This is a genomic window from Sessilibacter sp. MAH3 (genome assembly GCF_054658275.1).
The window spans coordinates 116,238-141,857 of record NZ_BAAGIE010000005.1; the positions used below are offsets into that span (position 1 = coordinate 116,238).

Annotated in this window: 20 protein-coding genes; 15 read left to right on the forward strand and 5 right to left on the reverse strand. The window is 42.6% G+C overall.

What is annotated here, in order from left to right:
- Nucleotides 1-3: 3 nt before the first annotated feature.
- From ACYQ2C_RS04855 to ACYQ2C_RS04880, 6 genes are all read left to right on the forward strand, one after another.
- A complete protein-coding gene (locus ACYQ2C_RS04855; protein WP_460100303.1) occupies nt 4-1,734 on the forward strand; it encodes a sodium:solute symporter family protein in 1,731 nt (576 codons plus the stop codon).
- 328 nt (nt 1,735-2,062) lie between these two features.
- The gene (locus tag ACYQ2C_RS04860; RefSeq protein WP_460100305.1) at nt 2,063-2,569 is read left to right on the forward strand and encodes a hypothetical protein; all 507 of its coding nucleotides are present in this window, start codon (nt 2,063-2,065) and stop codon (nt 2,567-2,569) included.
- Nucleotides 2,566-4,431, forward strand: coding sequence for a DUF294 nucleotidyltransferase-like domain-containing protein (locus tag ACYQ2C_RS04865; protein WP_460050450.1), 1,866 nt, complete (start codon nt 2,566-2,568; stop codon nt 4,429-4,431). The genes ACYQ2C_RS04860 and ACYQ2C_RS04865 overlap by 4 nt, the downstream gene beginning before the upstream one ends.
- Nucleotides 4,432-4,433: 2 nt before the next feature.
- A complete protein-coding gene (locus tag ACYQ2C_RS04870; protein ID WP_460050448.1) occupies nt 4,434-5,093 on the forward strand; it encodes a 3'-5' exonuclease in 660 nt (219 codons plus the stop codon).
- A 586-nt stretch (nt 5,094-5,679) separates the two neighbouring features.
- Nucleotides 5,680-6,042 (forward strand): putative quinol monooxygenase, encoded by a 363-nt coding sequence (locus ACYQ2C_RS04875; RefSeq protein WP_460050446.1) that lies wholly within the window; start codon nt 5,680-5,682, stop codon nt 6,040-6,042.
- A 404-nt stretch (nt 6,043-6,446) separates the two neighbouring features.
- A complete protein-coding gene (locus tag ACYQ2C_RS04880) occupies nt 6,447-6,902 on the forward strand; it encodes a methyltransferase family protein (RefSeq protein WP_460100310.1) in 456 nt (151 codons plus the stop codon).
- A 156-nt stretch (nt 6,903-7,058) separates the two neighbouring features.
- On the opposite strand, the gene ACYQ2C_RS04885 is transcribed toward ACYQ2C_RS04880, so the two are convergent.
- On the reverse strand, nt 7,059-7,844 hold the full coding sequence (locus tag ACYQ2C_RS04885; RefSeq protein ID WP_460050442.1) for a TSUP family transporter: 786 nt from the start codon (nt 7,842-7,844) through the stop codon (nt 7,059-7,061).
- An 825-nt stretch (nt 7,845-8,669) separates the two neighbouring features.
- Here ACYQ2C_RS04885 and speD point away from each other — a divergent pair.
- The 5 genes from speD (at nt 8,670) to putA (ending at nt 18,612) form a co-directional block, all read left to right on the forward strand.
- Nucleotides 8,670-9,149 carry an adenosylmethionine decarboxylase gene (speD, locus tag ACYQ2C_RS04890; protein ID WP_460050440.1) on the forward strand — a complete coding sequence of 160 codons (480 nt, stop codon included), beginning with the start codon at nt 8,670-8,672 and terminating at the stop codon, nt 9,147-9,149.
- A complete protein-coding gene (gene speE / locus ACYQ2C_RS04895) occupies nt 9,149-10,006 on the forward strand; it encodes a polyamine aminopropyltransferase (RefSeq protein ID WP_460100314.1) in 858 nt (285 codons plus the stop codon). The genes speD and speE overlap by 1 nt, the downstream gene beginning before the upstream one ends.
- Before the next feature lie 596 nt (nt 10,007-10,602).
- A complete protein-coding gene (locus ACYQ2C_RS04900; protein ID WP_460100317.1) occupies nt 10,603-11,763 on the forward strand; it encodes a type III PLP-dependent enzyme in 1,161 nt (386 codons plus the stop codon).
- A gap of 775 nt (nt 11,764-12,538) precedes the next feature.
- Entirely contained in the window at nt 12,539-14,782 is a 2,244-nt protein-coding gene (locus ACYQ2C_RS04905) for an EAL domain-containing protein (RefSeq protein ID WP_460100320.1), read from the forward strand.
- Between the two features lie 689 nt (nt 14,783-15,471).
- Entirely contained in the window at nt 15,472-18,612 is a 3,141-nt protein-coding gene (putA, locus tag ACYQ2C_RS04910) for a bifunctional proline dehydrogenase/L-glutamate gamma-semialdehyde dehydrogenase PutA (protein ID WP_460100323.1), read from the forward strand.
- A gap of 276 nt (nt 18,613-18,888) precedes the next feature.
- On the opposite strand, the gene ACYQ2C_RS04915 is transcribed toward putA, so the two are convergent.
- Nucleotides 18,889-19,200: a hypothetical protein gene (locus tag ACYQ2C_RS04915; RefSeq protein ID WP_460100326.1), complete on the reverse strand. Its 312-nt coding sequence runs from the start codon at nt 19,198-19,200 to the stop codon at nt 18,889-18,891.
- A gap of 123 nt (nt 19,201-19,323) precedes the next feature.
- Here ACYQ2C_RS04915 and ACYQ2C_RS04920 point away from each other — a divergent pair, with 123 nt between their 5' ends.
- Both ACYQ2C_RS04920 and ACYQ2C_RS04925 read left to right on the forward strand, forming a co-directional pair.
- Nucleotides 19,324-19,710 carry an MmcQ/YjbR family DNA-binding protein gene (locus tag ACYQ2C_RS04920; protein ID WP_460100328.1) on the forward strand — a complete coding sequence of 129 codons (387 nt, stop codon included), beginning with the start codon at nt 19,324-19,326 and terminating at the stop codon, nt 19,708-19,710.
- Nucleotides 19,711-19,731: 21 nt separating this feature from the next.
- On the forward strand, nt 19,732-20,223 hold the full coding sequence (locus ACYQ2C_RS04925) for an N-acetyltransferase family protein (protein ID WP_460100331.1): 492 nt from the start codon (nt 19,732-19,734) through the stop codon (nt 20,221-20,223).
- Nucleotides 20,224-20,397: 174 nt separating this feature from the next.
- On the opposite strand, the gene dxs is transcribed toward ACYQ2C_RS04925, so the two are convergent.
- The 3 genes from dxs to ACYQ2C_RS04940 all read right to left on the reverse strand — a co-directional run bounded on the left by dxs (nt 20,398) and on the right by ACYQ2C_RS04940 (nt 23,605).
- On the reverse strand, nt 20,398-22,341 hold the full coding sequence (gene dxs / locus ACYQ2C_RS04930) for a 1-deoxy-D-xylulose-5-phosphate synthase (RefSeq protein WP_460100334.1): 1,944 nt from the start codon (nt 22,339-22,341) through the stop codon (nt 20,398-20,400).
- Between the two features lie 82 nt (nt 22,342-22,423).
- On the reverse strand, nt 22,424-23,308 hold the full coding sequence (locus tag ACYQ2C_RS04935) for a polyprenyl synthetase family protein (RefSeq protein ID WP_460050420.1): 885 nt from the start codon (nt 23,306-23,308) through the stop codon (nt 22,424-22,426).
- 42 nt (nt 23,309-23,350) lie between these two features.
- Nucleotides 23,351-23,605 carry an exodeoxyribonuclease VII small subunit gene (locus ACYQ2C_RS04940; protein ID WP_460050418.1) on the reverse strand — a complete coding sequence of 85 codons (255 nt, stop codon included), beginning with the start codon at nt 23,603-23,605 and terminating at the stop codon, nt 23,351-23,353.
- A gap of 233 nt (nt 23,606-23,838) precedes the next feature.
- Here ACYQ2C_RS04940 and pomA point away from each other — a divergent pair, with 233 nt between their 5' ends.
- Both pomA and ACYQ2C_RS04950 read left to right on the forward strand, forming a co-directional pair.
- A complete protein-coding gene (gene pomA, locus ACYQ2C_RS04945; protein ID WP_460050416.1) occupies nt 23,839-24,600 on the forward strand; it encodes a flagellar motor protein PomA in 762 nt (253 codons plus the stop codon).
- Nucleotides 24,601-24,612: 12 nt separating this feature from the next.
- On the forward strand, nt 24,613-25,608 hold the full coding sequence (locus ACYQ2C_RS04950; RefSeq protein WP_460050414.1) for a flagellar motor protein MotB: 996 nt from the start codon (nt 24,613-24,615) through the stop codon (nt 25,606-25,608).
- Nucleotides 25,609-25,620: the final 12 nt, after the last annotated feature.

Below are 25,620 nucleotides of genomic sequence, written 5' to 3' on the forward strand. Positions count from 1 at the left end.
AAGATGGATTTAAAAACATTAACATACATTGTCGTAGGCGCGTCTTTTGCGCTGTATTTTGGTATTGCGATCTGGGCTCGCGCTGGATCTACTAAAGAGTTCTATGTTGCCGGTGGGGGCGTGCATCCTGTTGCTAATGGTATGGCAACGGCGGCAGACTGGATGTCAGCTGCATCCTTTATTTCTATGGCGGGTTTAATCTCGTTTTTAGGTTACGGCGGCTCGGTTTTCCTAATGGGTTGGACCGGTGGCTTCGTAATTCTAGCAATGCTACTTGCGCCTTACCTTCGTAAATACGGTAAATTCACGGTTCCGGAATTTATCGGTGATCGTTTCTATTCACGCGGTGCGCGAATTGTAGCGGTAATTTGCTTAATTATCTGTTCGGTAACTTACGTTATTGGTCAGATGAAAGGTGTTGGTGTGGCTTTCTCTCGTTTCTTAGAAGTAAGTTACGAAGTAGGTCTACTCATCGGTATGGTCATCGTATTCTTCTACGCCGTATTGGGTGGTATGAAGGGTATTACCTACACCCAGATCGCTCAGTACTGTATTTTGATCTTGGCGTACACCATTCCTGCAATGTTTATCTCTCTAAACTTAACCGGAAATATTCTTCCTCAATTAGGTTTGGGTAGTACGCTTGTGGGTACCGATGTATTCCTTCTAGATCGTCTTGACCAAGTTGTTACCGAATTAGGTTTCTCTGAGTACACCACCACATCGCGTGGTAGCACTCTAAACATGTTCGTGTACACCTTGTCATTGATGATTGGTACTGCGGGTCTACCTCACGTAATTATTCGCTTCTTCACTGTACCTAAAGTAAAAGATGCGCGTTCTTCAGCAGGTTGGGCGCTAGTATTTATCTCTATCCTTTACACCACTGCTCCTGCGGTTGCTGGTATGGCTCGTTTGAACCTAATCAACACCATTCAGCCAGAGCAAGGTGAAAACTTGGTGTACGAAGACCGTCCTCAGTGGTTCAAGAACTGGGAAAAAACCGGTCTACTTGGCTTCGACGACAAGAACAACGATGGCGCCATTCAATACAGTGCTGATCCAGCTGTAAACGAAATGGTTAAAATTGACCAAGACATCATGGTATTGGCGAACCCAGAGATCGCTGAACTACCAAACTGGGTAATTGCGTTAGTTGCTGCCGGTGGTCTTGCCGCTGCACTTTCTACCGCTGCGGGTCTGTTGTTGGCGATCTCTTCTGCGATTTCCCATGACTTGTTGAAAGGGGTTATTGCTCCAGATATCAGCGAAAAACAAGAACTTATGGCGAGTCGTATCGCTATGGCTGTTGCAATCGCCGGTGCTGGTTACCTCGGGTACAATCCGCCGGACTTCGCTGCGGGAACGGTAGCACTTGCCTTCGGTTTGGCGGCATCCTCTATCTTCCCGGCACTAATGATGGGTATCTTCAGCAAGACCATCACTAAAGAAGGTGCAATTGCGGGTATGATTGCTGGTATCACCGTAACTCTACTCTACGTGTTCCAACACTTGGGTATTATGTTTGTCGCAGGTACCGAGTTCTTGGGTAGCATGCCGAAAAACTGGTTCTTAGGTATTGAGCCTAATGCGTTCGGTGCGGTTGGTGCCCTTGTGAACTTCATCGTTGCGATTCTTGTTTCTCGTGTAACTGCTGCACCACCAGCAGAAGTGCAAGAAATGGTTGAGCAAATCCGTGTTCCAACAGGTGTAAGTGACGCTCACGCTCACTAATTCTGCCTCCTTGGATTACGCCCATCGGCGGGGTAACTCGCCGATGGTTCTCTCAAAAAACATGCAACGATTAATGCTAGGCTTACCTACAAATTGTTGATAAAAGTTAGATTGTTGATAAAAGTTAATTTAAATATTTGACTCAAGTCCACAAAGCCTGAATAGTCGAGACAGATAATTAAGTGGGTTTTTATCAGTAATTTTTCACTGAAAAAATCAGTTCGTTAAACTTAAGAGAACGCTAATTAATTTATGGCAAAGTTAGTTAGAAGTTTTTGAGTCTAATGAACATCTCATTCTAATAATAAATATAAAGAGCTAAGTTGTTATGTTCACTAATAAACACGTTGTCACCGCTCTAATCGTTGCGCCTATTCTTGCAGTTTTGAGTTACTTTGCTGTTGGTTTTTGGGTTGCCGAACCTCCTCAAAAAGCCGAATCGGGCCAGAGTTATAAACTTGCCGAAAAACCCAATTGTCGTTATACCAGTGGTATGTGCGAACTAAAAAATGGCGACTTTTCGGTAAAAATCCTTCCACATGAGCTCCCCAATGGCGGCCTAAAACTTACTCTTACGTCCAGTCAGGCTCTAGAGGGCGCCAAGATTGCGTTGGTTGATAATGCCGCCGAAAGCATTGGTATTCCGTCTGATTGGTTAGCGGTTGATAGCGAAGGAATGGAGTGGGAAGTTGAAATCAATCCAGAGTCTCATGAACAGCAACTGCAATTGGTTTTCGCCGCTGAAAATGAATCGCTATTTTTTGGTGAAACCAAGCTAACGTTCATTGATTACCAAACTACGTTTAATCGAGACTTTCGACGCTTAGAAGAATGAATACTCCCCATAAAGAAGAGCTTCAAATCGTCTTAGACTTTTTGAAAACGTGCTTGCCTTTTGATGAACTCGATGAGTCGGAGTTGGTGACCGTTGCCGGTCAATTAGAAATTCAATATCACCGCAAGGGCGCTGTTTTTAAGCAAAATAATTGCGATCCTGGTTTACGAATTTTAAGAACCGGTGCCGCGGAATTAAAAGATGCCGACGGTGAGTTAATTGAGCGCTTAGAAGAGGGCGAGAGCTTTAATCTTCAAGGTTTGTTGAGCGAGCGCGCCGGAATTAGTGCGGTACTAATCGAAGATACTTTATTGTATTTTTTCCCAGAAGAGCAGTACCAAGCCCTTCGTTCTAATCAACGTCATATCGATCGATATTTTCATTCCCAGCGGGGCCGTCGTATTCGCCGCGCAGCAATGTCGTTGAACACCTCCGCCGACCTTGGACGTAAGATTGGCAGTTTGATGTCCACGTCAGTTCTTTCTGTGGCACCGTACGATTCTATTCAGCATACCGCCGCGGTTATGAGCGAGCGCAGGGTTTCGTGTGCTTTGGTTATGGATGGCGAAAAATTGGTTGGCATTATTACCGATCGTGATTTGCGGTCCAGAGTGACGGCGGCCGGTTTTGACGTTTCCAAAGCCATAGCCGACGTGATGACGCAAAATCCTGCGGGTTTAACCGTTAATGACGATGTATTTGATGCGACCCTGTTTATGACCTACAGAGGTTTCCATCATATTCCGGTCTTTTCGGATTCCGATCAAACCCAATTAGTCGGTATTGTAACGGGCTCCGATCTAATGTTGGCTCGTCAAAACGAACCGGTGTATTTGGTTAATCATATCCGCCGTCAAAACAGTATTGAAGGTCTAAAAGTTATTTGCTCTCAGTTGCCTCAACTGACCCAGCAGTGGGTTCAAGCAGAAGCGCAACCTGCCCAAGTCAGTCGAATTCTTACCGCGGTGAGCGACGCTGTAGCCATTCGCTTAATTGATATGGCCATCGAAGAATTAGGCCCTGCACCCGTGCCATTTTGCTGGTTAGGTTTCGGTTCACAAGGTAGGGCGGAACAACTCCTTGGCGCGGACCAAGATAACGGCTTATTAATTAGCGACGATCTACAGGAAGAACACAAGCCTTGGTTTGAGGCTTTAGCGCATCGAGTGTGTGATGGCTTAGATGCCTGTGGTTATGAGTACTGTCACGGCAAAGTGATGGCGACCACAGATGAGTGGCGACAATCTCTTTCTGGATGGTGTCGTACAGTGGATAGATGGACTAATGCGCCCAGTACCGACGCCGTTATGCGAGTCAGTATTTTCTTTGATCTGCGCGCAGTCTACGGTGATCACACCTTAGCAAATCAACTGCAAGCTCATATGCTTAAAAAGGCGCGGGGTAACAGCATCTTCTTGGCCGCCTTGGCCGCCAATGTTTTGGATACGCCGCCGCCACTTGGTATTTTCCGACGATTTGTGGTTGAACGTAACGGCGACCATCGCGATGAGTTAAATCTTAAAAAGCAGGCGATTTCTTCGATTGTTGATATCGCTCGAATACACGCGCTTAGCAATGGCATTAAAGCCGTTAATACCCACGCTAGGCTCGACGAGCTGGTAAAAGTAAAGGCGCTCACTATTGGTGATAGTCGAAATTTGCAAGACGCATGGAGCGTGATTATGCAAATTCGATTAAATCAACAAGCAAAACAAATCGAAGCGTCAGAGCCTGTCAGCAATTATGTTAATCCTGCCAAGCTGAGCAAATTAAATAGACAACAACTGCGTGATGCGTTTTCTGTTGTTGCGGATGCGCAATCGGGTGTTGCACAAAAATACAGACCAGGAATGGGGCGTTAATGATGAATGATTGGTATCAAAAGTCGGCTCGCATGTACTATTCGAAAGTTGCTGATCCCGAGAAAAATGCAGACGCACAATATTTGTTGGATTGCTGGAAAAGCTTACCCAGCTCTAAAGCCGGATACACTCGTTGTCCGGCATTAGTGGTTGATTTCGAAACCTCATCTTTGGATTGTGAAAAAGGCGAGATTATCAGTGCTGGCTGGGTAACTGCAGAAAATGGTGCCGTAAAATTAGCAACGGCAGAACACTGGTTGATTGCATCCGAAATGAGTGTAGGAGACAGCGCTACAGTTCATAAAATCCGAGACTGTGAGCTAGAAAATGGCATATCTGATCGCGAGATGCTAAAACAACTGTTGATTGCGGCAAAAGGAAAAGTGTTAGTTTTCCATAACGCGCAAATGGATTTAGCCTTTTTAAATAAACTCTGCTTAAAATATTGTGGTATTCCGTTATTACTTCCGTACCGAGATACCTTCAGAACCGAGCGAGAAAATATGCTTAAAATGTCTGAGGTGTTGCCGCAAAATTCATTAACACTGGCCGCATGCCGCAAGCGTCATAAGTTACCCAATTATCCTGGGCATAATGCACTGGTCGATGCTATTGCCACCGCAGAGTTGTTTTTAGTGCAACACTATCGAACCGCCGCATAATATGAATAATTAAAAGTGGGTATTACGGAATACCTATTTTAAATTACCGTTAACGGTGTATTTTATGTGCCGTTAACGTTACTGCGCGCTGTATCTGCTCGTATTTTCGCAACAATTATTCGCCAGTATTTAACTGCGCGAGTGTTGAACAATATATGTCTATAAACTGAACCATTTTAGGTTTTATAAATTTGGGGTTTTATTAAAGGACATAAAGTGAAAATACGATTGCCAATTTTTCATCTTCAATGATGTAAGAGATGAAGTAACTACAAACTCCTCTAAACTGTTTTATTTTGTGAAACTTAAAGTTTTAGCGATAAGATCCTAGTAGTGATTATGTGTTTTCACATAACCTTTTATTTTCTATTGACCCCTATTCGTGGATTTTTACCGTCAATTTGTGGATGTAAGCGACATATTTAGCCCTTTTTTGAAAAATTGCCACTAAAGACTAGTTCGTTAATCCAACAAAAGGCCTACGAAAACATTAAGGCGCAAAACGTCTTAATGTTTTATAGTCGTTGTTTTCGATAACAGATGTTCAATAACACATTCACAGCCAAAGCAATAATAAAGGTGATATATGTCTACTCAAGATACGTGCTGCACAATCGTTCCATACTTCCAAGTCGCAGAAGGTCAACTCGATGCATTCAAAGAAGGCGCTAAAAAAATGGTCGAGAAGACCAAAGAAGAGCCTAAGTGTCTGCATTACGCCTATACTTTCGATGGCTCACTGGCCCACGCCCGTGAAGGTTACACCGATGCAGAAGGTGTGTTGGCGCATTTAGAAAATGTTGGCCCACTTTTGGAAGAGGCACTAAAGATCAGTGAACTTACACGCCTAGAAATTCACGGCCCTGCCAGCGAATTAGAAAAGCTTCAAGAGCCACTAAAGGGCTTGAACCCTCAGTACTTCACACTCGAATTTGGTTTCCGTAATTAATTTATAAATTCGATTTCTGTCCTCTGATTAATCATGCCTGAATTAATCAGGGGCACCTAAATTAATTAGAGGTACCTAAATTAATAAATTTGGTCCGTCATGTATCTATCTTTAAGTAAGCGCCAATAGGTTGTTGGTGAGCGTTAACTTAATTTGAGCAATTCTCTACCTACCTTACCTAAAACTTTCACTAGCCATCTCATCGGCACAATAAAAATTTGTAGCCGGACGATTATCAGCTGTAAATACCGGCTTATTAAGTTGATTCGGTTTTAATGATTATTATTGATTCGGTTTTAATGATTATTATTGATTCTTTTTAACGTTTTTTGATTAAGTCTCGCAAGTTTTTAAGCCAAAACGAATATACTGTGAGTCTTTCTTGTATTGCGAGCTAATGTGGTATGAATTGGTTAGAGCTAAAAATCCCACCACCAATTATTGGAATGATTACCGCTTTTATAATGTGGTTGCTGAGTCTCTATGTGTGGCGACTGGAATCAACATTGCTAAGTAATATAGGAATTGCGGTTATTGTCTTGGGTGTTTCTCTCGATGTGATTGCTATTACCGGTTTTGGTGTTAAAAAAACAACGATCAACCCTTTAAATCCTAATAATACTCATGTAATTGTCGATACAGGAATTTATAAGTTATCAAGAAATCCCATGTATTTAGGTATGGCAGTATCGTTATTGGGTTGGTGCTTTTTCCTCAAGTCACCTATGTCTATTTTTGCGTTGCCAATATTTATTTTGTATTTAAATCGTTTTCAAATTATTCCTGAAGAAAAAATTTTAGCGGAAAAGTTTGGAGCAAATTATACAGCGTACAAAAATTCCGTCAGACGATGGCTGTAACAATATCTCAATAAATTCAAGAAGCCTCGGATAAACTCGAACCTAATTGAACAGTAATATCTTGCTCGCTTGACGATCGGTTTGGTTCGGCCAATTGAGTGCTGGAAATATTTATCAGAACTAACATTGCTGACGCGTCAATGAGTGATATAACCGTTAACGAGACAGCAATGTTTGCGCTAGGCCGGCGACACTAACAATTAGCAAGGCGCAGCCCAAAACTCTGAAAAATATAGGTGTCTCCGCGGTTACTAAATATTTATGCACACGTAAACCAATAAAGTGCCCAATTGCCGCACAAGGAAGTAACCAAAGGTGGTGTATTAACTGTAAATCAATTCCTGCATAAATAAAGGCAGCCATTTTAATAGCAACAAGAATAAACCAAAGCACAAATAAGGTATCGCGTAATTGATGCTTGGCAACGTGATTAGCAAAAACCGCGATAATTAAGGGCGCGCCAATCAGAGAAGTGCCACTGACATAACCGCCCAAGATTAAAAATAATGTATCTAAAACAGGGTTTGTACTTTTAAACGGTTTATTTAATATGTAAGTGATAGAATAAATGGCAACAATTACAAAAATAATGCTGCTCATTAGTGTATTTGAAAATACAATAAGACCAAATACACCAGCAATTTTCGGAACAATCATAATTGCCATTGCTTTGGATAGGTACCGCCAATCCACGGTCGCTAAAAATCCGGTGTGCACATCATTCTTAGCGCTATTACGGCTGTTTTGCCAAACCGTAAGCGAGGCAAACACCAATAAATGTACCGAAATAATGGGTAAAAAAACTAAGGGATCGTCAAGAATCATCAGTAAGAAGGGCAGTGATAAAACGGCTCCACCAAATCCCAATCCCGAGCGAACAAAGCCACTCCAAATAAAAATCAAACCAATTAAAACGAGTTGAATCACCGATAAATCGGACATACAGCAGCCTTAAGCTCTCAAATCCATTAGATTTGACGATTTTACCCGAATCTTATCGACTCTGCCTGCCAACCTATTGTTGAACCTAATACCCCGTTAACGAGCGACCGTTTTGGTCAGCTTATCGATTAAGTTCTCTTTATGTGGTGCGTAAGTTGAATGTACAAATCAAACCTACAAAACAATAAAGCATGAGGGGTTATTATTTACCGTTGCGTTTAATTTGAGGCGTAAAACCTCAGAGAAATGCGCGATGTTAAAGTTTGATTACCGTTGAGAGATTTAGTACGGCTTGCGGGAATCTCTGAGCTACTCTTTATTATAGGTTTATTATTTTATTACAGGTTTATTATTGTTGATGATTAATTCATTCAACATCAGCTAATAACAGGATTTGATGCGCTGCTCGGCAGTATAATTGGCTGAACCAAATTGAAAATACAATTTTCTGTGTTGCTATAATCTCGGTAATTTGTCGTTATCACACGAGTAACTTGAGCTTAGAGCACCGAAGGTTTTCGGGATCTTGCTTTTTTTGGCTATACCAAGGCTTAACCATTTTTTGGTAATTAAAACGCTGTTTTTTATGTTGTAAAAAAATATTCATATAAAAATATTTTCGCGTGGATATTAGGCGCAGTTTTAAAAATTGGTGCTAAGTACTTGCACTACAAAAAAAAATAGTTAAAATCGCGGCTCCTTTAACTAATGAAACTATTTTATGCGAGTCCATTAAAGCACCATCGACAGCTAGAGTTGTACGCAACCTGCATGCGGTGGTGACTGAACAGACAGACAACCACAGCGATTCGGAGGAATGCGTTAATGCTGAGTGCCGCTGATGCCCTCATACCAACTGCTTTATGCAGCTCTGACCTAGGCTCAATGCCCAAAACCTCTCAAAACGAGAGTGTTATCACTCTTCCTGAGGAAGACAAAGACCACTTTATCACGCGAAATGGCGTTACCTTTGCTGGTTCTCACTTAATTATCGATCTTTGGGGCGCTAAGCACCTAGACGATATGGAGAGAATGGAAACAGCAATGCGTCGCTGCGTAGAAGTTTGTGGCGCTACTCTTTTGCACATCCATCTTCATCACTTTGCTCCTGACGGTATTTCTGGCGTGGCTGTTCTTGCAGAATCGCACATCAGTGTTCATACCTGGCCTGAGCGTGAATATGCCGCGTTTGACGTATTTATGTGCGGTGATGCAATGCCAGAACTTGCGATTGTTGAACTGAAGCGTGCGTTTTTTCCAGAGCGTATTGAAGTAAGTGAAAACCTTCGCGGGGTAATTCGTTAATGAATCGCTATAACGAGACACTTTACAACGCTTGGGGACAATCCTTTGCGGTTGATAAGGTTCTCTTCGAAGAACACACCGAACATCAGCATTTAATTATTTTTAAAAATGCGCTTTACGGCCGTGTTATGGCGTTGGACGGTGTGATTCAAACTACCGAAGCCGATGAGTTTGTTTACCACGAATCGTTAACCCATGTACCTATTTTGGCCCATGGCAATGCAAAAAAAGTGTTGATTATTGGCGGTGGTGACGGCGGTATTTTGCGTGAAGTGTGTCGTCACACATCGGTTGAATCAATCACCATGGTTGAAATTGACAACGCCGTTGTCGAAATGAGCAAAGAATATTTGCCCAACCACAGCCAAGGTGCCTTTGACGATCCACGCTTGAATTTAGTCATCAACGACGGTGCGCGTTTTGTTGCAGAAACTACCGATAAATTCGATGTAATTATTTCCGACAGTACCGATCCAATTGGTCCGGGTGAAGTATTATTTACACAGGATTTCTACGGCAGTTGTAAAAACTGCTTAAATCCCGGTGGTGTGTTGGTTACTCAAAATGGTGTGCCTTTTATGCAAGCCGACGAACTAGTTAATACGTATCGTCGTCAGAGTTCGCATTTTAAAGATCACACGTTCTACATGGCAGCGATTCCAACCTATGTTGGCGGCGCCATGGCATTTAGCTGGGCAACCGATAACGAAGCACTTCGTCAAGTATCTTTAGACGAGCTCCGCGATCGTTTCCAAACCGCACATTTCGAAAGTAAATACTACACGCCTGAACTTCATTTAGGCGCGTTTGCGCTGCCTGCCTATTTAGTAAAACAACTTAAGGACGCTTTAGGTTAATCCGAGTTTCCTTAATGCATCATTGAGCTATTGTGGCTAATCGCTAATTTTCTAGTCTAATAAACCTCTGATTAAGTCGTTACTGATTTAATTAGAGGTTTGTATAGAACATATCATTTTAAAAGTTATCGTCATTTTCACAATGTATTAACGTTGACTACACTTGCGTTAGTTACAAAAGATTTTTATGAATCTTAGATAGTTTTCTTAGATAGTTTTCTTAGATAGTTTTCTTAGATGGTTTATTGGCATCTCTGATTAATTCTTGTGTGATTGAATCTGAGGGCAGAAATTGACGACACATTTTTTGCGTTGCTAAAAATTCTGAGATAATCAGTGCATTCTTATGTGTAATTTAATCAGAGAGTATAAAATAAAAGAGCAATTTTATACGTCTACACATTTTCAATAATATTCATCATTGATGCGCACTGCTGGTATTTATCTTGCCGAATATTCTGCTGTCTATCGTGTTTTCTCAGATGGGTCTGAATTTTTTATTATTTATTTTTGAGTATATATAAGAATTTTATTGTCCAAATTGTACTTATTGTCTTTAACAGTACTTTTAATCTTTAACAGAACGAGGTGAGGTTTTGGCCAGCGTTTCTCTTGAAGCACCTTCGATTACAATTTTAAACAAATCTGCACAAGAGCCCTATCAAGAACTGATAAAAAAGTACGGTTCGCCGTTGCTTGTGATAGATCCAGATGTGCTCACACGAAGTTTCAATCGGTTGAGTTCAGCCCTGCCTGGTGTCCATTTATATTTTGCGATGAAGGCAAATCCAGATCCATTAGTCATTCAGACGCTAGCCAGCTGTGGTGCTTATTTCGATATCGCCACCTCCGGTGAAATTCAACTTTTGCGAAACGCCAAAGTAGATCCAGAGCGTTGTATTCACACGCATCCTATCAAGCGTGATCAAGACATTAAAGATGCCTTGCGCTATGGTTGTACCAGTTTTGTGGTCGATAATCTGGATGAAATAAAAAAATTCACGGCTTATCGAACTCGTGTCGGTTTATTATTGCGCGTTAGTTTTCCGAATCCCGCTTCACCGGTGGATTTATCAAAAAAATTTGGCTGTACACCAAACCAAGTTTTTGAATTGGCAGAACAGGCCGCACAATTGGGGTTGCATGTAAATGGTTTATCATTCCACGCCGGATCACAATGTGTAAGTCCTCACAATCATATTTTGGCAATTAATCGATGTGCTGATTTATTGCTGGAATATAACAACACTCATGAACACAATATGTCTATTTTGGATATTGGCGGCGGTTTCCCGGCTCAATACGACGAGACAACACCCGATATCGAAACATTCTGCGGGCCTATCAAAAATGCCCTAGATAAATTACCGGAACAAATTCGTATCATTGCCGAACCCGGTCGTTTTTTAGTGGCAGAAGCAGTCACTTCAATTGCCTCTATAATTGGTGCTGCTCGTCGCGCAAACGGAATGTGGTATTACCTTGATGACGGAGTTTACGGCTCTTACAGTGGGCGTATTTACGATCATGCGAACTATCCTCTGACGATTTTTTCAGATTTAGAAGAAACAAGCGCGGCAACTTTTGCCGGACCTACCTGCGATAGTATCGATGTCTTCGCCGAAAATATTGCAACTCCGGAGCTTTCCATTGGTGATATAGTCGTTGGTAAAGTAATGGGTGCTTATACCAATGCATCGGCGACGGATTTTAATTTATTTCCAAGAGCAAAAGTAATTTCCGCGAAAATAGGCTAATTAACTAACCTAGCACTTTTGTTATAAGAATCTCTGGTTACCCTAAAAACCTCTGCCTGCTCTAGGAACCTCTGATTACTCTAAAAACCTCCGATTACATGTTCTAGGATTTAATCGGAGGTTCTATCGGTTTATTGCTAAGACCGTCAGTTTTAATGCTAAGTTGATATTTTAAAACCTCAAAATATACATAAATTCTTGTATAAATTATCTTAATTTAAAACCGTATTTCTCCTTCTTGTCGGTAATTACATTTTCGATTTCTTCACAATTTCAATCACTTACAGTTCTTGAAATTGGCGACACATCCTTGTGTCGCGAGAAACCCTAGGTTAATCAGAGTTTCCTATAATTGGTATTTGATAATATGCCCGTTAATGTAATGTTCTTATATGTTCAAATACTGCTTTATTTTGCTATCGAAAATCCCTCTCGTTAATACATCTAGGTCTAACCTAGATGTATTGCTTCAAGCGTACTGCTTATTTCGTACTACACTAAAAATTGCTAGCGAAAGTCGATACGCTCGCTTGTCATGAAAAATATGTCGAGGACATTTGAGACGCTAGTGTTTGACTCCTCCGTGTTTATGCACTGAGACTGAGTTGAACATACAATTTCCAACATCGGCATAGTTTTAACAACGGATAATTATTGAAATCAAGTTGCTGAAACTAAAAGGGCAGGTGATGTTGTTGGAAGCTTGAATGATTCGGGCTTTTTTAGGGTAAATGACCACGAATAGCTTATAGCGAAACGAGGAAAGGTAACGTCTTTGAACAATGCAATCGCAACAGACCTTGGTCGCCATCTAAAAACCTTGGCCAGCCCGGTCAATATGATTATGGCCGAACCTGAAGCGCCGCTTGATTCTTACTTGGCAGATTATTGTAAGCAATCCCTGAAAAAAGTTGCCGCTAATCTTTATGAGTCTGGGCTTGTATTAAAAGAGCTGAATATACATTCATTGTCGAGTCTATCTGAGTGTTGCTTCACTAATAATGCTATGTCGATTGCGGTTATTTTTACCGATCTGTTTGACGATGTTGATGTGGTTCGGTTTATAGAAAAAGTGGAGAGTTGTAAGAATCAATCGTTGGCGATTTTAATCATTAAGCCTCAAGCCAATGACTTGTTTGATCAATTTGTTCGAGAAAATAGTTTTATTGAGCTGTTTGATAACGAGGCCCTTAACGATCGAATATTAGAAGTTATTATTAAAGGTATATTGGTACATATACATCTCAGTAATCGTCAGGTGGTGCAACTCAATAAACTCGAAGCCGCGACCAAGATGGTCTACGAACTCAGTAATATTCAAAGTTTGTCGGAGTTGTTTCTAGCCTCGCTTAATTGCTTAGATCATATTTTTGATGGCAAAGGTATCGGTTTTATTGCACGGCAATCGCCTTGGCAGATTGATGACGAGCCACAGTATTGGGTGATTGATCGTGCTTTTGATGAAAAACTAATTGGCAAAACTGTTGGCGAGCTTATTCCTAACATCGAATATTCGACGCTTAATTTGGGTGAACAAAACCTATCATTAAAGAAGCGCGGGCAATCGGTATTTTGTTGTTTTAATGAGTTTCCTCATAATCAACGTGGTCAAGTATTGATAGCCTACATCAATATAGAAACATATGAGTTAATTCATAAAGCTTTAATTGAAAATTTATTTAAAACCGCAAAAACTCGCTGTGAAAATTTATTGCACAAAGATTATTTGTATCACCTTGCCTACAATGATGTCTCTCTAAATATTCCCAATTACAATTGGATATTGAAAAATTTAGAAGAGCTATCTGTTAATGATAGAGCTAATTATTATTTGGTGGTCATTGATGTAGATTACTACGCGCTAATGTTGTCGAATCTGGGCGACGAATTTACCATGCAGTTGTATACCAATTTGTATCGGTATTTGCGCGATAGTTTTCCCAAGGGAACTGTGTTGGCTAAACTGAATAACAGCGGATTCGGTTTGGTAATTTCTAAACAAGAATTCTCTAATTATCTTGATAGGCACAAAGCTGAATACATTAAGCTGTTGGTTGATGAAGTTGAGCACGAACTCACCACCAGAATATCTCTTGTGGGCCTTGAAGAGCTTAATGAACATTCGCCGAATTTTGTTATGCGCATTGCTGAGGCGCAAATTGGTTTTGCTAGAGCCAATAAAACTCATCTAATGGTCTATTCTAAAAAGACTAAGGATCGCGTTAGAGGTAAGTATCAGTTGTTATCGGATTTACGCAAAGCTATTGTTGAAAATCATTTCTTTATTGAGCTTCAACCTAAGGTTGAATTAGCAACCGGTGATGTTATTGGTTTTGAAGCGCTAGCACGTTGGCGGAATCTCGACGGGAAAATGATTTCTCCAACGGAATTTATACCTGTTGCAGAAGCGGCTTGTTTAATTGAAGGTTTGGGCGAATTACTGTTTGAGCATACCTTGGACGCCGCACGCAAAATCTTTGACTTAGGATTTCGCTATCCAATAGCGTTTAACTTAAGCGCCCAACAACTTCTCAGTGACGTTGCGTATAAGCGCCTGAACGATATGATCGATCGTTCAGGCATAGAGCGACAGTATTTAGAATTTGAAATTACCGAAGCCGAATCATTGAAAAACTTCACCAAGGTTCATCAGCGCCTCCAGGAACTTATGGAATCTGGTATTGATGTGAGCATGGATGACTTTGGTACAGGGTACTCGTCGCTATCGCACATTTATCGCTTGAGCGCACGCAGCTTAAAAATCGACAGAGTATTTGTATCGCAAATACACGATAAGCATTTGGGTAAACCAGTCGTGGATATTATTTTGCGCTTAGGCGCGCGTTACGGATACAAGGTCTTCGCCGAGGGTATAGAGACTATAGAGCAACGCGATCAATTGTTATCGATGAACTGCTTATACGGGCAAGGTTTTTTATTCGCAGAGCCTATGCCGGTAGACAAGGTGATTTTATGGCTAAAACAACGATATTCAGAGTCCAAACCTGAAAAGATCTAACCATAAACCTCTGATTCGCTCACGATTAGTTTAATCAGACTTTCTTAGGCTATTCAAAGGTAAGTATTCACTTATTAAAATTGGGTGGGCGGTTTGTCGCGCCAAACCTTTATAGGAACCTCTGATTAACTCATCCATGATTTAATCAGAGGGCAGAAATTGAAAATGCGATTTCCAATTTCTTCACAATTTCAATCACTTACCGTTCTTGAAATTGGCGACACATCCTTGTGTCGCTGGAAACTCTAGGTGAATCAGAGCTTCCTATAATTCATTCGAATCTATTGGTTTCTACCGCCGCGCTTTTTGATCGTTCATCACCGTCAGTTTTCCTCACTTTTCTCTTATGGCAGAAGTTAAAAATCACGCTGTTGAACAGTCAGCGTTATTTTATGCATTTGGATTTCATCGCCATTGCTTCTCACCGTTTTTACCTTCAAATTTTTCTCAATGAGTCAGTTATCTTTATTTTGCAATTTCGAAGAATATTAACTGCCTCGTTATAAAAAACTATCAGCCAATAATTTAATTCACGGCCAACGATATTGAAGAATAGAATTCCTAAAGCTTGAGAGTTTAATTCGTTCGCCGATCTCTAATTTGGACGATATATTTTGCAAAAAAATGACCTGTGACATGTCTCCAGTCATTCGTTGTAGCGTTAATCTATGAACTCCGTGAGACCTTTCATGACCAGTTTCTCTACTCCATTAAACAACGTTCTCCCCAAAACGATAGAAGATCAAAAATATTTAGACGAAAGCGTCGCTGTTGATAATTTATTGTCGGAAGTGAAATTAACAAAAGAGCAGTGTGAAAAAATTTGTGACCAAGCTGTCGCAATTGTTGACCTAGCCCGACAAAAGAAACCGCCTTTGTTAGACAGCTTTCTTAAGGAATACAGCTTAGCAGACAGCGAAGGTGTGGCGTTGATGTGTTTGGCCGAAGCGCTGTTGCGTATTCCAGACAGCTACACGCGTGATCAGCTGCTCAGTGACAAGCTTGATGATCGTAACTGGCACGCGCACATTGCTAAATCAGAATCTTTTTGGGTGAATGCCTCGTCTTGGGGTTTATTGCTCACTGGGCAATTGGTAAAAGGGCGCAAGGTCGATGCCTCCAAAATTACCAAGTTGGTTGCGCGTTTAGGTTTGCCAATGGTTCGCGCGGCTATGAATTCTGCCTTGGATTTAATGGCAGAAACCTTCGTTTTAGGAGAAACGCTACCAAAAGCGATTTCACGTGGAAAAAAGCAACCCGCGCATCAACGGTTGTTTTCGTTTGACATGTTGGGTGAGGCAGCGCGAACCGAAAAAGACGCCCAGCATTATTATCAAGAGTATTTAAACGCAATTAATACCTTGTGTGGTTTAGCCAGCGAATCAGAAACCCATAAAAACTCCGGTGTTTCTATCAAACTCTCGGCGCTGTATAGCCGCTACGAAACCAGTCACGCTGAGCAAGCCTGCGCCGATTTAACACGCAAAATGCTAGCGCTGTGTGAAGTTGCTGCGAAAGGTAATATTCCAATTGCCATTGATGCTGAAGAAGCCGACCGGCTTGAAATGAGCTTATTGATTTTTGAACGGCTGGCTACTGCGAAATCATTAAAAGGTTGGAATGGTTTAGGGCTGGTTGTGCAAGCCTATGGTAAGCGAGCTCCCGCGGTTATTGATTGGTTAATTGAGTTGGCAAAACAGCAGGGCAGACACATTCCAATTCGCTTGGTTAAAGGCGCCTATTGGGATTCTGAAGTTAAAAACGCTCAACAAAAAGGTGTTGCCGATTTCCCGGTTTATACGCGTAAATCCAATACCGATGTTTCTTATCTTGCCTGTGCAACAAAAATGTTGGCGGCACGCGATTATTTGTATTGCCAGTTTGCCACGCACAATGCGCATACTATCGCCGCGGTTATAGAGCTTGCGGGAACCAATCACAAAAATATCGAGTTACAACGTTTGCACGGCATGGGTGATTCCGTTTACGGCAGCGCGTTTAAATTATCCGAAACCATTCCGCCGGTTCGTATTTATGCACCGGTGGGTGGTCATCGAGATTTATTAGCTTATTTAGTAAGACGCCTGGTAGAAAACGGCGCGAACAGTTCCTTTATTAATCATCTTTTGGACCATCGAATTACGCCGGAACAATTGGTGGTTGATCCGGTAGAAAAAGTCAGACGTCGTGATGTGCATTCGCACCCGAATATTTTAAAACCACAACAAATTTTTGGTGAGAGAAAAAATTCCGTGAGTATCGATCTAACCAGCATTAGCGTCCGCAATGAATTTAAAGAAGCCTTTGAGAACAAAAAAGCCGAACGTTATACGGTCACACCGTTAATTGCAGGTATTGATGATTTTTCACAACAAGCTTCGCATCCGCTAGATAATCCGGCCAATCATCAAGATGAATTGGGACAAGTTTATTTGGCGTCTTTAACACAGGTTGATAACGCTTTCGAACAAGCGAAAAAACATCAACCGTATTGGGATTTAATGGGTGGTGATAAACGCGGGGTTGTTTTAGAGAAAGTTGCTGATCTACTCGAAGAAAATCTCATGTCATTAATGGTTTTATTAACGAGAGAAGCCGGTAAAACACTTGAAGATGCATTAGACGAAGTGCGAGAAGCCGTAGATTTTTGCCGTTATTATGGTGCCCAAGCCAGAGCAGAATTTAGCGATGCCGAGCAGTTGCCTAACGGTGGTAAACTCGCCGGTGAGCAAAACCAAATCAGTCTTCACGGCCGCGGTGTTTTTGTGTGTATCAGCCCGTGGAACTTTCCTTTGGCGATTTTTGTTGGTCAAGTTGCTGCTGCATTAGCGGCAGGTAATAGCGTGATCGCTAAACCGGCACCGCAAACGCCTTTAATTGCTTACGAAGCCATTCAATTAATGTATCAAGCCGGAGTACCTAAAGAGATTTTAGCGTTTATTCCGGGTGGCCCCGACGTCGGCGAATATCTTGTAAAACATTCCGATGTTGGTGGTGTTGCCTTTACCGGCAGCTCGCACACGGCGCGAAAAATAAACCTTAATTTGGCCAATCGTACCGGCGCCATTGTGCCGTTAATTGCAGAAACCGGTGGCCAAAACGTAATGTTTGTCGATAGCTCCGCTTTGTTGGAACAAGTTTGCGACGATGTTATTCGCTCCGCGTTTGCCAGTGCTGGCCAACGATGCTCGGCATTACGTGTGCTTTATGTGCAGGAAGATATTTTTGATGAAACGCTATCGTTAATAAAAGGTGCGATGGATCAACTCATTATTGATAATCCCGCAAACAGTAAAACCGATGTCGGCCCCATTATCGATAAAACCGCACTTGAAAAAATTCAGAATCATATTGCAGAATTTAAAACTAAAGCGGTTACTCACTACACATCTGGCGAATACGATAAAGCCGTTTACAATAACGGTACCTTTATTACTCCGCATTTATTTGTGATTAATTCCATCAGCGAATTAAGTGATGAATGTTTTGGCCCCGTGTTACACGTTATAAAATATTCCGCTAAAAAATTGCCCGAAACCATTCAGCAAGCATTTTCAACCGGATTTGGTTTAACACTTGGTATTCAAACCCGTTTAGAAAGCCGTTGGCGAGAAATCTTTGCTCAGGCTCCCGTTGGTAATACCTACGTAAATCGTAACATGGTGGGCGCTGTGGTTGGATTGCAACCGTTTGGCGGACAAGGACTATCAGGAACAGGATTTAAAGCCGGTGGCCCGCGTTATTTATATCGCTTTGCCACGGAAAAAACATTAACCATTAATACCATGGCCATGGGTGGAAATACCGAGTTATTGAACTTGTCGGATTAACAATTAGTTATCGTAATTATTATAGGAACCTCTGATTAACTCATCCTTGATTTAATCAGAGGGAAGAAATTGAAAATGTGATTTCCAATTTCTTCACAATTTCAATCACTTACAGTTCTTGAAATTGGCGACACATCCTTGTGTCGCGAGAAACTCTAGGTTAATCAGAGTTTCCTATACCCATTTAATTGCTCTAAGAACCTTTGATTAACTCTTCGGTAATTTAATCAGAGGTTCTATTTTGTTTGTGTAATTTCCAGCTTTTTCTATTCCTTATTATGACGGCGTATTTTGTTCAAGCTGTTTCTTGCACACAACCTTTTCTTCGCCCAAGTTATAAATATTGTTAACGCCAACGTAAATTCCCGAAATTAAAGCGGTGGTTGGGTAGATGATGGGTGTTAGTAAAAGTCCTTCTATCGAGTAGTAGCTGTTGGTTTCTTTGGCGACGTCGATCACTCTTAGGGTTTTGCGATCGCTGGAGATTTCGCATTTGGCAACGTGCTCCGAGTCGCTGGTGGGTACTACTACGCAACCGTGTAGTGTGGCTAACACTAAAGTTGATAAGATTGTTGTTAGTTTTCGCATTATTGTTCTCATATATACGGTATGTTGGTCTTTTTAACGGAGCCAGCAAGGGTTTATGATTAAATCTTAAGCCAATTTTGGTTTGTAAGTTATCTTACTTGTAAATTTGAATGAGTAATACCGGTGAATTACGAAGAAGTGAAACACTATGCGCTGGCTAAACCAGAGACGAGTTTAGATTTTCCGTTTCAGCGTGATATTCCATTGTTTAAAGTCTACACAAAAATGTTTGCGTTGGTGTCGTGGCACAATGAGGTGGCTTGGCTGAATTTAAAATGCGATCCCGACCAAGCGTTGGCGTTACGGGATATTTTTAAGTCGGTGATTCCTGCCTACCACATGAATAAAACCCATTGGAATACGGTAATTTTAGATGGCAGTGTTCCGCGTGGCGAAATCGAACGTATGATCGATCACAGTTATGCCATGGTGGTGCGTGGTATGACGCGTAAAATGCGCACCAATTTAGAAATTCGTTATGGCGAGCCAGCAATTTATTGTGGCCAATAATTGATGTAATTCGGGTGCATAATGATCAGAGAAGCCACTGCAAACGATGCGCAATACATTGCCGATATCTACAATTATTATGTAGAAGAAACCTACATTACCTTTGAAGATATACCCGTCACTGAGCTGGACATTCGTTCGCGAATGGCGTCGGTACAACAACAGTCTTTGCCTTGGCTGGTTGCCGTTGAAGATTCTGAAGTAGTGGGATATGCCTATGCCACACAATGGAAAGAGCGATCTGCGTATCGGTATTCGTTAGAGTGTACGGTTTATCTTAAAAATGGTTGTGATGGTAAAGGATTAGGAACACAGTTGTATAAGGCGTTATTGGCGGCTCTAAAAGCACGGGGCACTCATTGCGTAATTGCGGTTATCAGTTTGCCTAACGCTAAAAGCGTTGCCTTGCACGAAAAAATCGGCATGGAAAAAGTCGCGCATTTTAAAGAGGTCGGTTTTAAATTTAATCAGTATATTGATGTGGGTTTTTGGCAGCTTATTTTAAGAGATTAGGGTTTTGTTTTAAGAGATTAGGATTTTGATGAGGGAATGATAATTTTTATCTCTGATTTCCGTTTCTTAGATAGCCAGTTTTTAGATATCAGTTTTTTAGGTGCTAGTTTTAAAAGATTTATTCTCTGATTAAGCCATAGTTTATTAATCAGAGAATAAATTTTTGTAGGTGATTTAAACGGCAGTTGGAGCACTTGCTGCATTAGCGGAATTTTTTTGCTGATTTAATTTCTTTAAACGTGCTTCAATATTTTGCGTTAATTTTTCGACACTTAAACCCGCTTCGTTAAGCAGTTGATCGCGTTTGCCGTGATCTTGGAAATAATCTGGCAGACCGCAATTTAATACGTTCACATCAAAACATTCCTGCTGGCAATATTCGTTAACCGCAGAACCAGCGCCACCAGCAATGGTGTTGTCTTCAATGGTTACCAACAACTCGTGGTTTTGCACCAACGAGGCAATAAGTGCTTCGTCGATAGGCTTAACCCAACGCATATCGCAAACGGTTGCGTTGAGTTTTTCTGCAACGGCGAGAGCGCGATCTAACAGCGGCCCAAAGCTTAAAATAGCGATTTTATTGCCAGATCTTACAACAACACCTTTACCAATTTCTGGGGTGGGTTGGAGTTGATCTAACGCAGCACCAGTGCCTGTCCCGCGTGGGTAGCGAACCGCGGATGGGCCTGTAAATTCAAAACAGGCTTTTAGTAGCTGTTGGCATTCAAACTCGTCGCTGGGTGCGGCGATAATCATGTTAGGAATGCAGCGCAAGAAGCTGATATCAAAACTACCGGCGTGGGTTGGGCCGTCTTCGCCAACCAAACCCGCGCGATCGATAGCGAAGGTAACATCAAGATTTTGCAAGGCAACATCGTGCACGAGCTGATCGTAGGCGCGCTGTAAAAACGTGGAGTAGATGGCAACGACCGGTTTGTAGCCTTCACAGGCAAGACCCGCGGCAAAGGTTACAGAGTGTTGCTCGGCAATGGCTACGTCGTGGAATCGCTCTGGGAATCGCTCTGCAAATTCCACCATACCAGAGCCTTCACACATGGCTGGAGTAATTGCCACGAGTTTTTCGTTTTGCTCGGCGGCTTGGCACAGCCAGTAACCAAAAACGTCTTGGTATTTGAGCTTTTTCGGCTTGTTGTCTACCTGTACCGGTGCGACTGAGGTTTTGGGTTCGATCTTATTTAACGCGTGGTATCCAACCGGATCTTGTTCGGCTGGAGCGAAGCCTTTGCCCTTTTTGGTGATAATGTGCAAAAGCTTGGGGCCTTTGAGCTTACGCAGCGCGTCTAGGTCGTGAATCAGCCGTGGTAAGTCGTGACCATCAATTGGGCCTATGTAATAAAAACCCAGCTCTTCAAAGAGGGTTCCCGGAGAAACCATGCCTTTAACGTGCTCTTCAGTCTTGCGAGCCAGCTCCCACGCTTGTGGAATTTTTGATAAAACTTTTTTGCTACCTTCACGAAAATCGGTGTAAAGCTTACTGGCCCAAATTTTCGAGAAATAGGTCGCAAGCCCGCCGACGTTGGGCGAAATAGACATGTTGTTATCGTTTAACACAACCAACATGTCGGAATTTAAGTGCGCAATATGATTTAACGCCTCAAACGCCATACCTGCGGTCATCGCGCCATCACCAATCACAGCAACCATTTTGCGGCGTTGATCTTCGGGTTCATTTTGTGCGGCCACGGCCATGCCAAGGGCAGCGCTTAACGATGTACTGGAATGACCCACGCCAAAGGTGTCGTATTCGCTCTCGGTGCGTTTGGGGAAACCCGCTAAACCGTCAAGCTGACGCATGGTATGCATGGATTCGCGGCGCTCGGTGAGGATTTTGTGCGGGTAGGTTTGATGACCCACATCCCACACCAGTCGGTCGTCTGGTGTGTTGTACACGTAGTGAAGGGCGATGGTTAACTCGACTACGCCGAGACCGGCACCAAAGTGTCCACCGGTTTTACCAACGGTGTACAGGAGAAATTCGCGCAACTGCTCTGCAAGTATCGGTAGTTCGCTCTCATCGAGTTGACGTAAGTCTTCGGGAGAGTTGATTCGATCAAGCAGTGGCGTTTGCGGGCGATGCAGCGGTATTTCTGTGAGCATAACGGCGTAATTTTCTTCACGGCAATAGGTTATTGTACCGAGCAAAACAAATACAAACTACTGTGACGTGCTGAATCGGTAATTAGTTACTTCGGTTGACAATATAACCTGAAAGGTTGCGCAGGTGATCGGCGCGGTAATCAAAGCTGCTAAGGCTATTCAATGCTTGATTATGGAGTTCTTTAGCAAACGATTGCGCAGCTTCAAGTCCTAGCAAGCTTACAAATGTTGGTTTATTCAACGCGGCGTCGGCACCCTTAGGTTTGCCTAACACGCTGGTCTCGGTTGTTACGTCTAAAACATCATCTTGGACTTGAAAGGCCAGTCCCACGGTTTGTGCGTAACGGCTGAGGTTTGCAAGCTGTTCATCATTTGCGCCAGCAACTATTGCGCCCATTCTCACGGCAGCGCTAATTAAGGCTCCGGTTTTGCACAAGTGCATTCGCTCCAGCTGTGGCTGAGTAAGAGTGCGATTGGTGGCGGTCAGATCAATGGCTTGGCCGATAACCATCCCCGATGCTCCGGAGGCATTGGCAAGTTCTTGCACTAAACGTACTTTTAATTCTGGGGCAATATCGAGCTCTGGGCTGGTGAGAATCTCAAAGGCGCGAGTTTGTAGGGCATCGCCCGCCAAAATGGCAATGGCTTCACCAAAGGCAATATGACAGCTGGGTTTACCGCGACGCAGATCATCATCGTCCATGGATGGCAGATCATCGTGTATCAAACTGTAAGCGTGAACACATTCTAGTGACGCTGAGATTGCATCTAATGCGTCTTCGTTATCGAAACCGAACGCTTCTGCGGACGCATAGGTAAGTACGGCACGCACGCGCTTGCCGCCGCCACAGGCGCTGTAGCGCATGGCAGAGATGAGTTGCGTGTCATCTTGAGTGGTTGCTGGCAACCAAATATCCAGGGCTCGTTCAACGCGAGCGCGACTGGTTTTTAAAAACTGCTGAAACAACGATGCGTGCCTTTAGACGGGTAAATTCGAATGACGGGAAGGTTAGTAAGAATCGTCGGAGTCGTCGAGTTCGTCGAAATCTTCTAATTTGAGCTGTCCTTGTTCGGCAACAAGTTTTTGCACTTTTTGCTCGGCTTCGGTCAAGCGTTGCTGGCAATCGCGAGTGAGCCTAATGCCACTTTCGAAAGCTTTTAACGATTCATCAAGGCTTAAATCACCAGATTCAAGCTGTTCTATGATGTTTTCTAATTCGCTTAATGCCGATTCAAAGTCAGGATACTTTTTGCGTGCCGCCATGAAACAGGTTCCTCTCTTCAATGGCCTGAACCCTAACCGACACCGCGTTATTGGTCAATTGGTGGCGCTTATTTTTAAGATTTCTGAACAAAACTTTCATCGTTAAAACGGCTATCTTCAAAATTCTTATCCTACCTATCGAATTTCTTCTTGGAATTAATGATTCTTCGATTTCAGCCGATGCCACATGCACAGAGTTACGTTTATCGACCTGCATTTATAAGGAGCTGCTTGTGGATCTAGCCACGATTGTTGGGTTATTGGGCGCCATGGGTTTGATCGTTGTCACCATGCTGATGAGTGGCTCGTTATCCATGTTCATTAATATTCCGTCGCTAGTGATTGTTGTCGGCGGAAGTATTTTTGCGGTAATGGCTAAGTTTGGTTTGGGGCAATTTTTAGGCGCTATGAAGGTAGCGGGTAAAAGTTTTTCTAACAAAATTGATGATCCCTCAGCGCTTATCGATGAAATTGTTGAACTTGCAGACGCTGCCCGTAAAGGTGGATTACTTTCGCTTGAAGGCAAGGAAGTTAGCAGTAATTTTTTACAAAGAGGGATTCAGTTACTGGTGGATGGCCACGATCCTGACGTAGTTCGTACCTTACTTTCTAAAGATCGAACACTTGCCGAAGAGCGTCACGCGGTAGGTTCGAAGATTTTCACTGCGATGACCGGTGTAGCGCCTGCGATGGGGATGATTGGCACCTTAATTGGACTGGTGGCGATGTTGGCTAACATGTCTGACCCAAAGTCCATCGGTCCGGCGATGGCGGTGGCATTGTTAACAACGCTCTACGGTGCAGTATTGGCTAACGGTTTAACCGAGCCTATCTCAGATAAGTTAGCCCTGCGCGCTGCCGAAGAGGCGATGGTTAAAAACCTCGTCATTGATGCTTTGCTGGCTATACAGGCCGGACAGAATCCTCGGGTCATCGATACCATGCTTAGAACCTATCTTCCTGAAAGTAAACGCGACTCTGGCAAGGATGAGTAGCGGAGATCAGTCATGAGTGATGAAGAAGAGCACAAATGCGACTGTCCGGCCGGTTTGCCGGCTTGGATGGGTACTTTTGCCGATTTGATGTCTTTGCTGATGTGCTTTTTCGTTTTGCTGCTATCGTTTTCGGAGATGGACGCGCAAAAATTTAAGCGTTTAGCGGGTTCTTTGGCGCAAGCTTTTGGTGTGCAAAATCGCCTTGATGTTACAGATCCACCAAAAGGTACCAGCATTATTGCCCAAGAGTTCAGCCCCGGTATTCCAGAGCCAACGCCGTTAAATGTGATCTATCAAAACACCAGCGATTTCACAGAAATGAGTTTAGAAGTGGAATGCCAGGCTGAGTACGATATAGAACAGGGTGAAATTAATCAGGATTCCGGCATAAAAACACGCATCAAGCAGGAGCTCGAAAAGCTGGTTGAAGAGGCGGTTGGTAAAGCTCAAAAAGAAGCCACAGATCTCGCAAGATCTCTGCAAAAGCAGATTATTCAAGGTGAAGTCGAAATTGAAACCCAAGGTAGGAATATCATTATTCGGATTCGCGAGAAAGGTGCGTTTCGTTCGGGATCTGCCGATTTGGCCGAAGAGTACTTCGATGTAATCAGCGAAATTCAAGAAGTCTTGCGCGACACTGAAGGTACGATATCTGTTGAAGGTCACACCGATAATATTCCCATAAAAACCAGCAGATTCAGATCGAATTTCGAATTGTCTTCTTCTCGGGCGGTATCGGTGGCTATGGAATTGATGAAAGGTGATGTTTTAAGTCGCAATCGGTTTGAAGTTAAGGGTTTTGCCGATACTAAACCCCTAACAACCAATGAAAGCGAAGTAGGGCGTGCGCGCAATCGTCGTGTAGAAATTGTTGTTCGCCAAGATATTGCCGATGGACTTTCTGAAGAAGACAAACAAATCTTAAAACAAGACGGTGGCGATATTTTACGTGAGCTCGATCTCGATCCAGACTATATATTTGACCTAAAACCCGACGAAATTTTTTAAGGGAGTTTATGT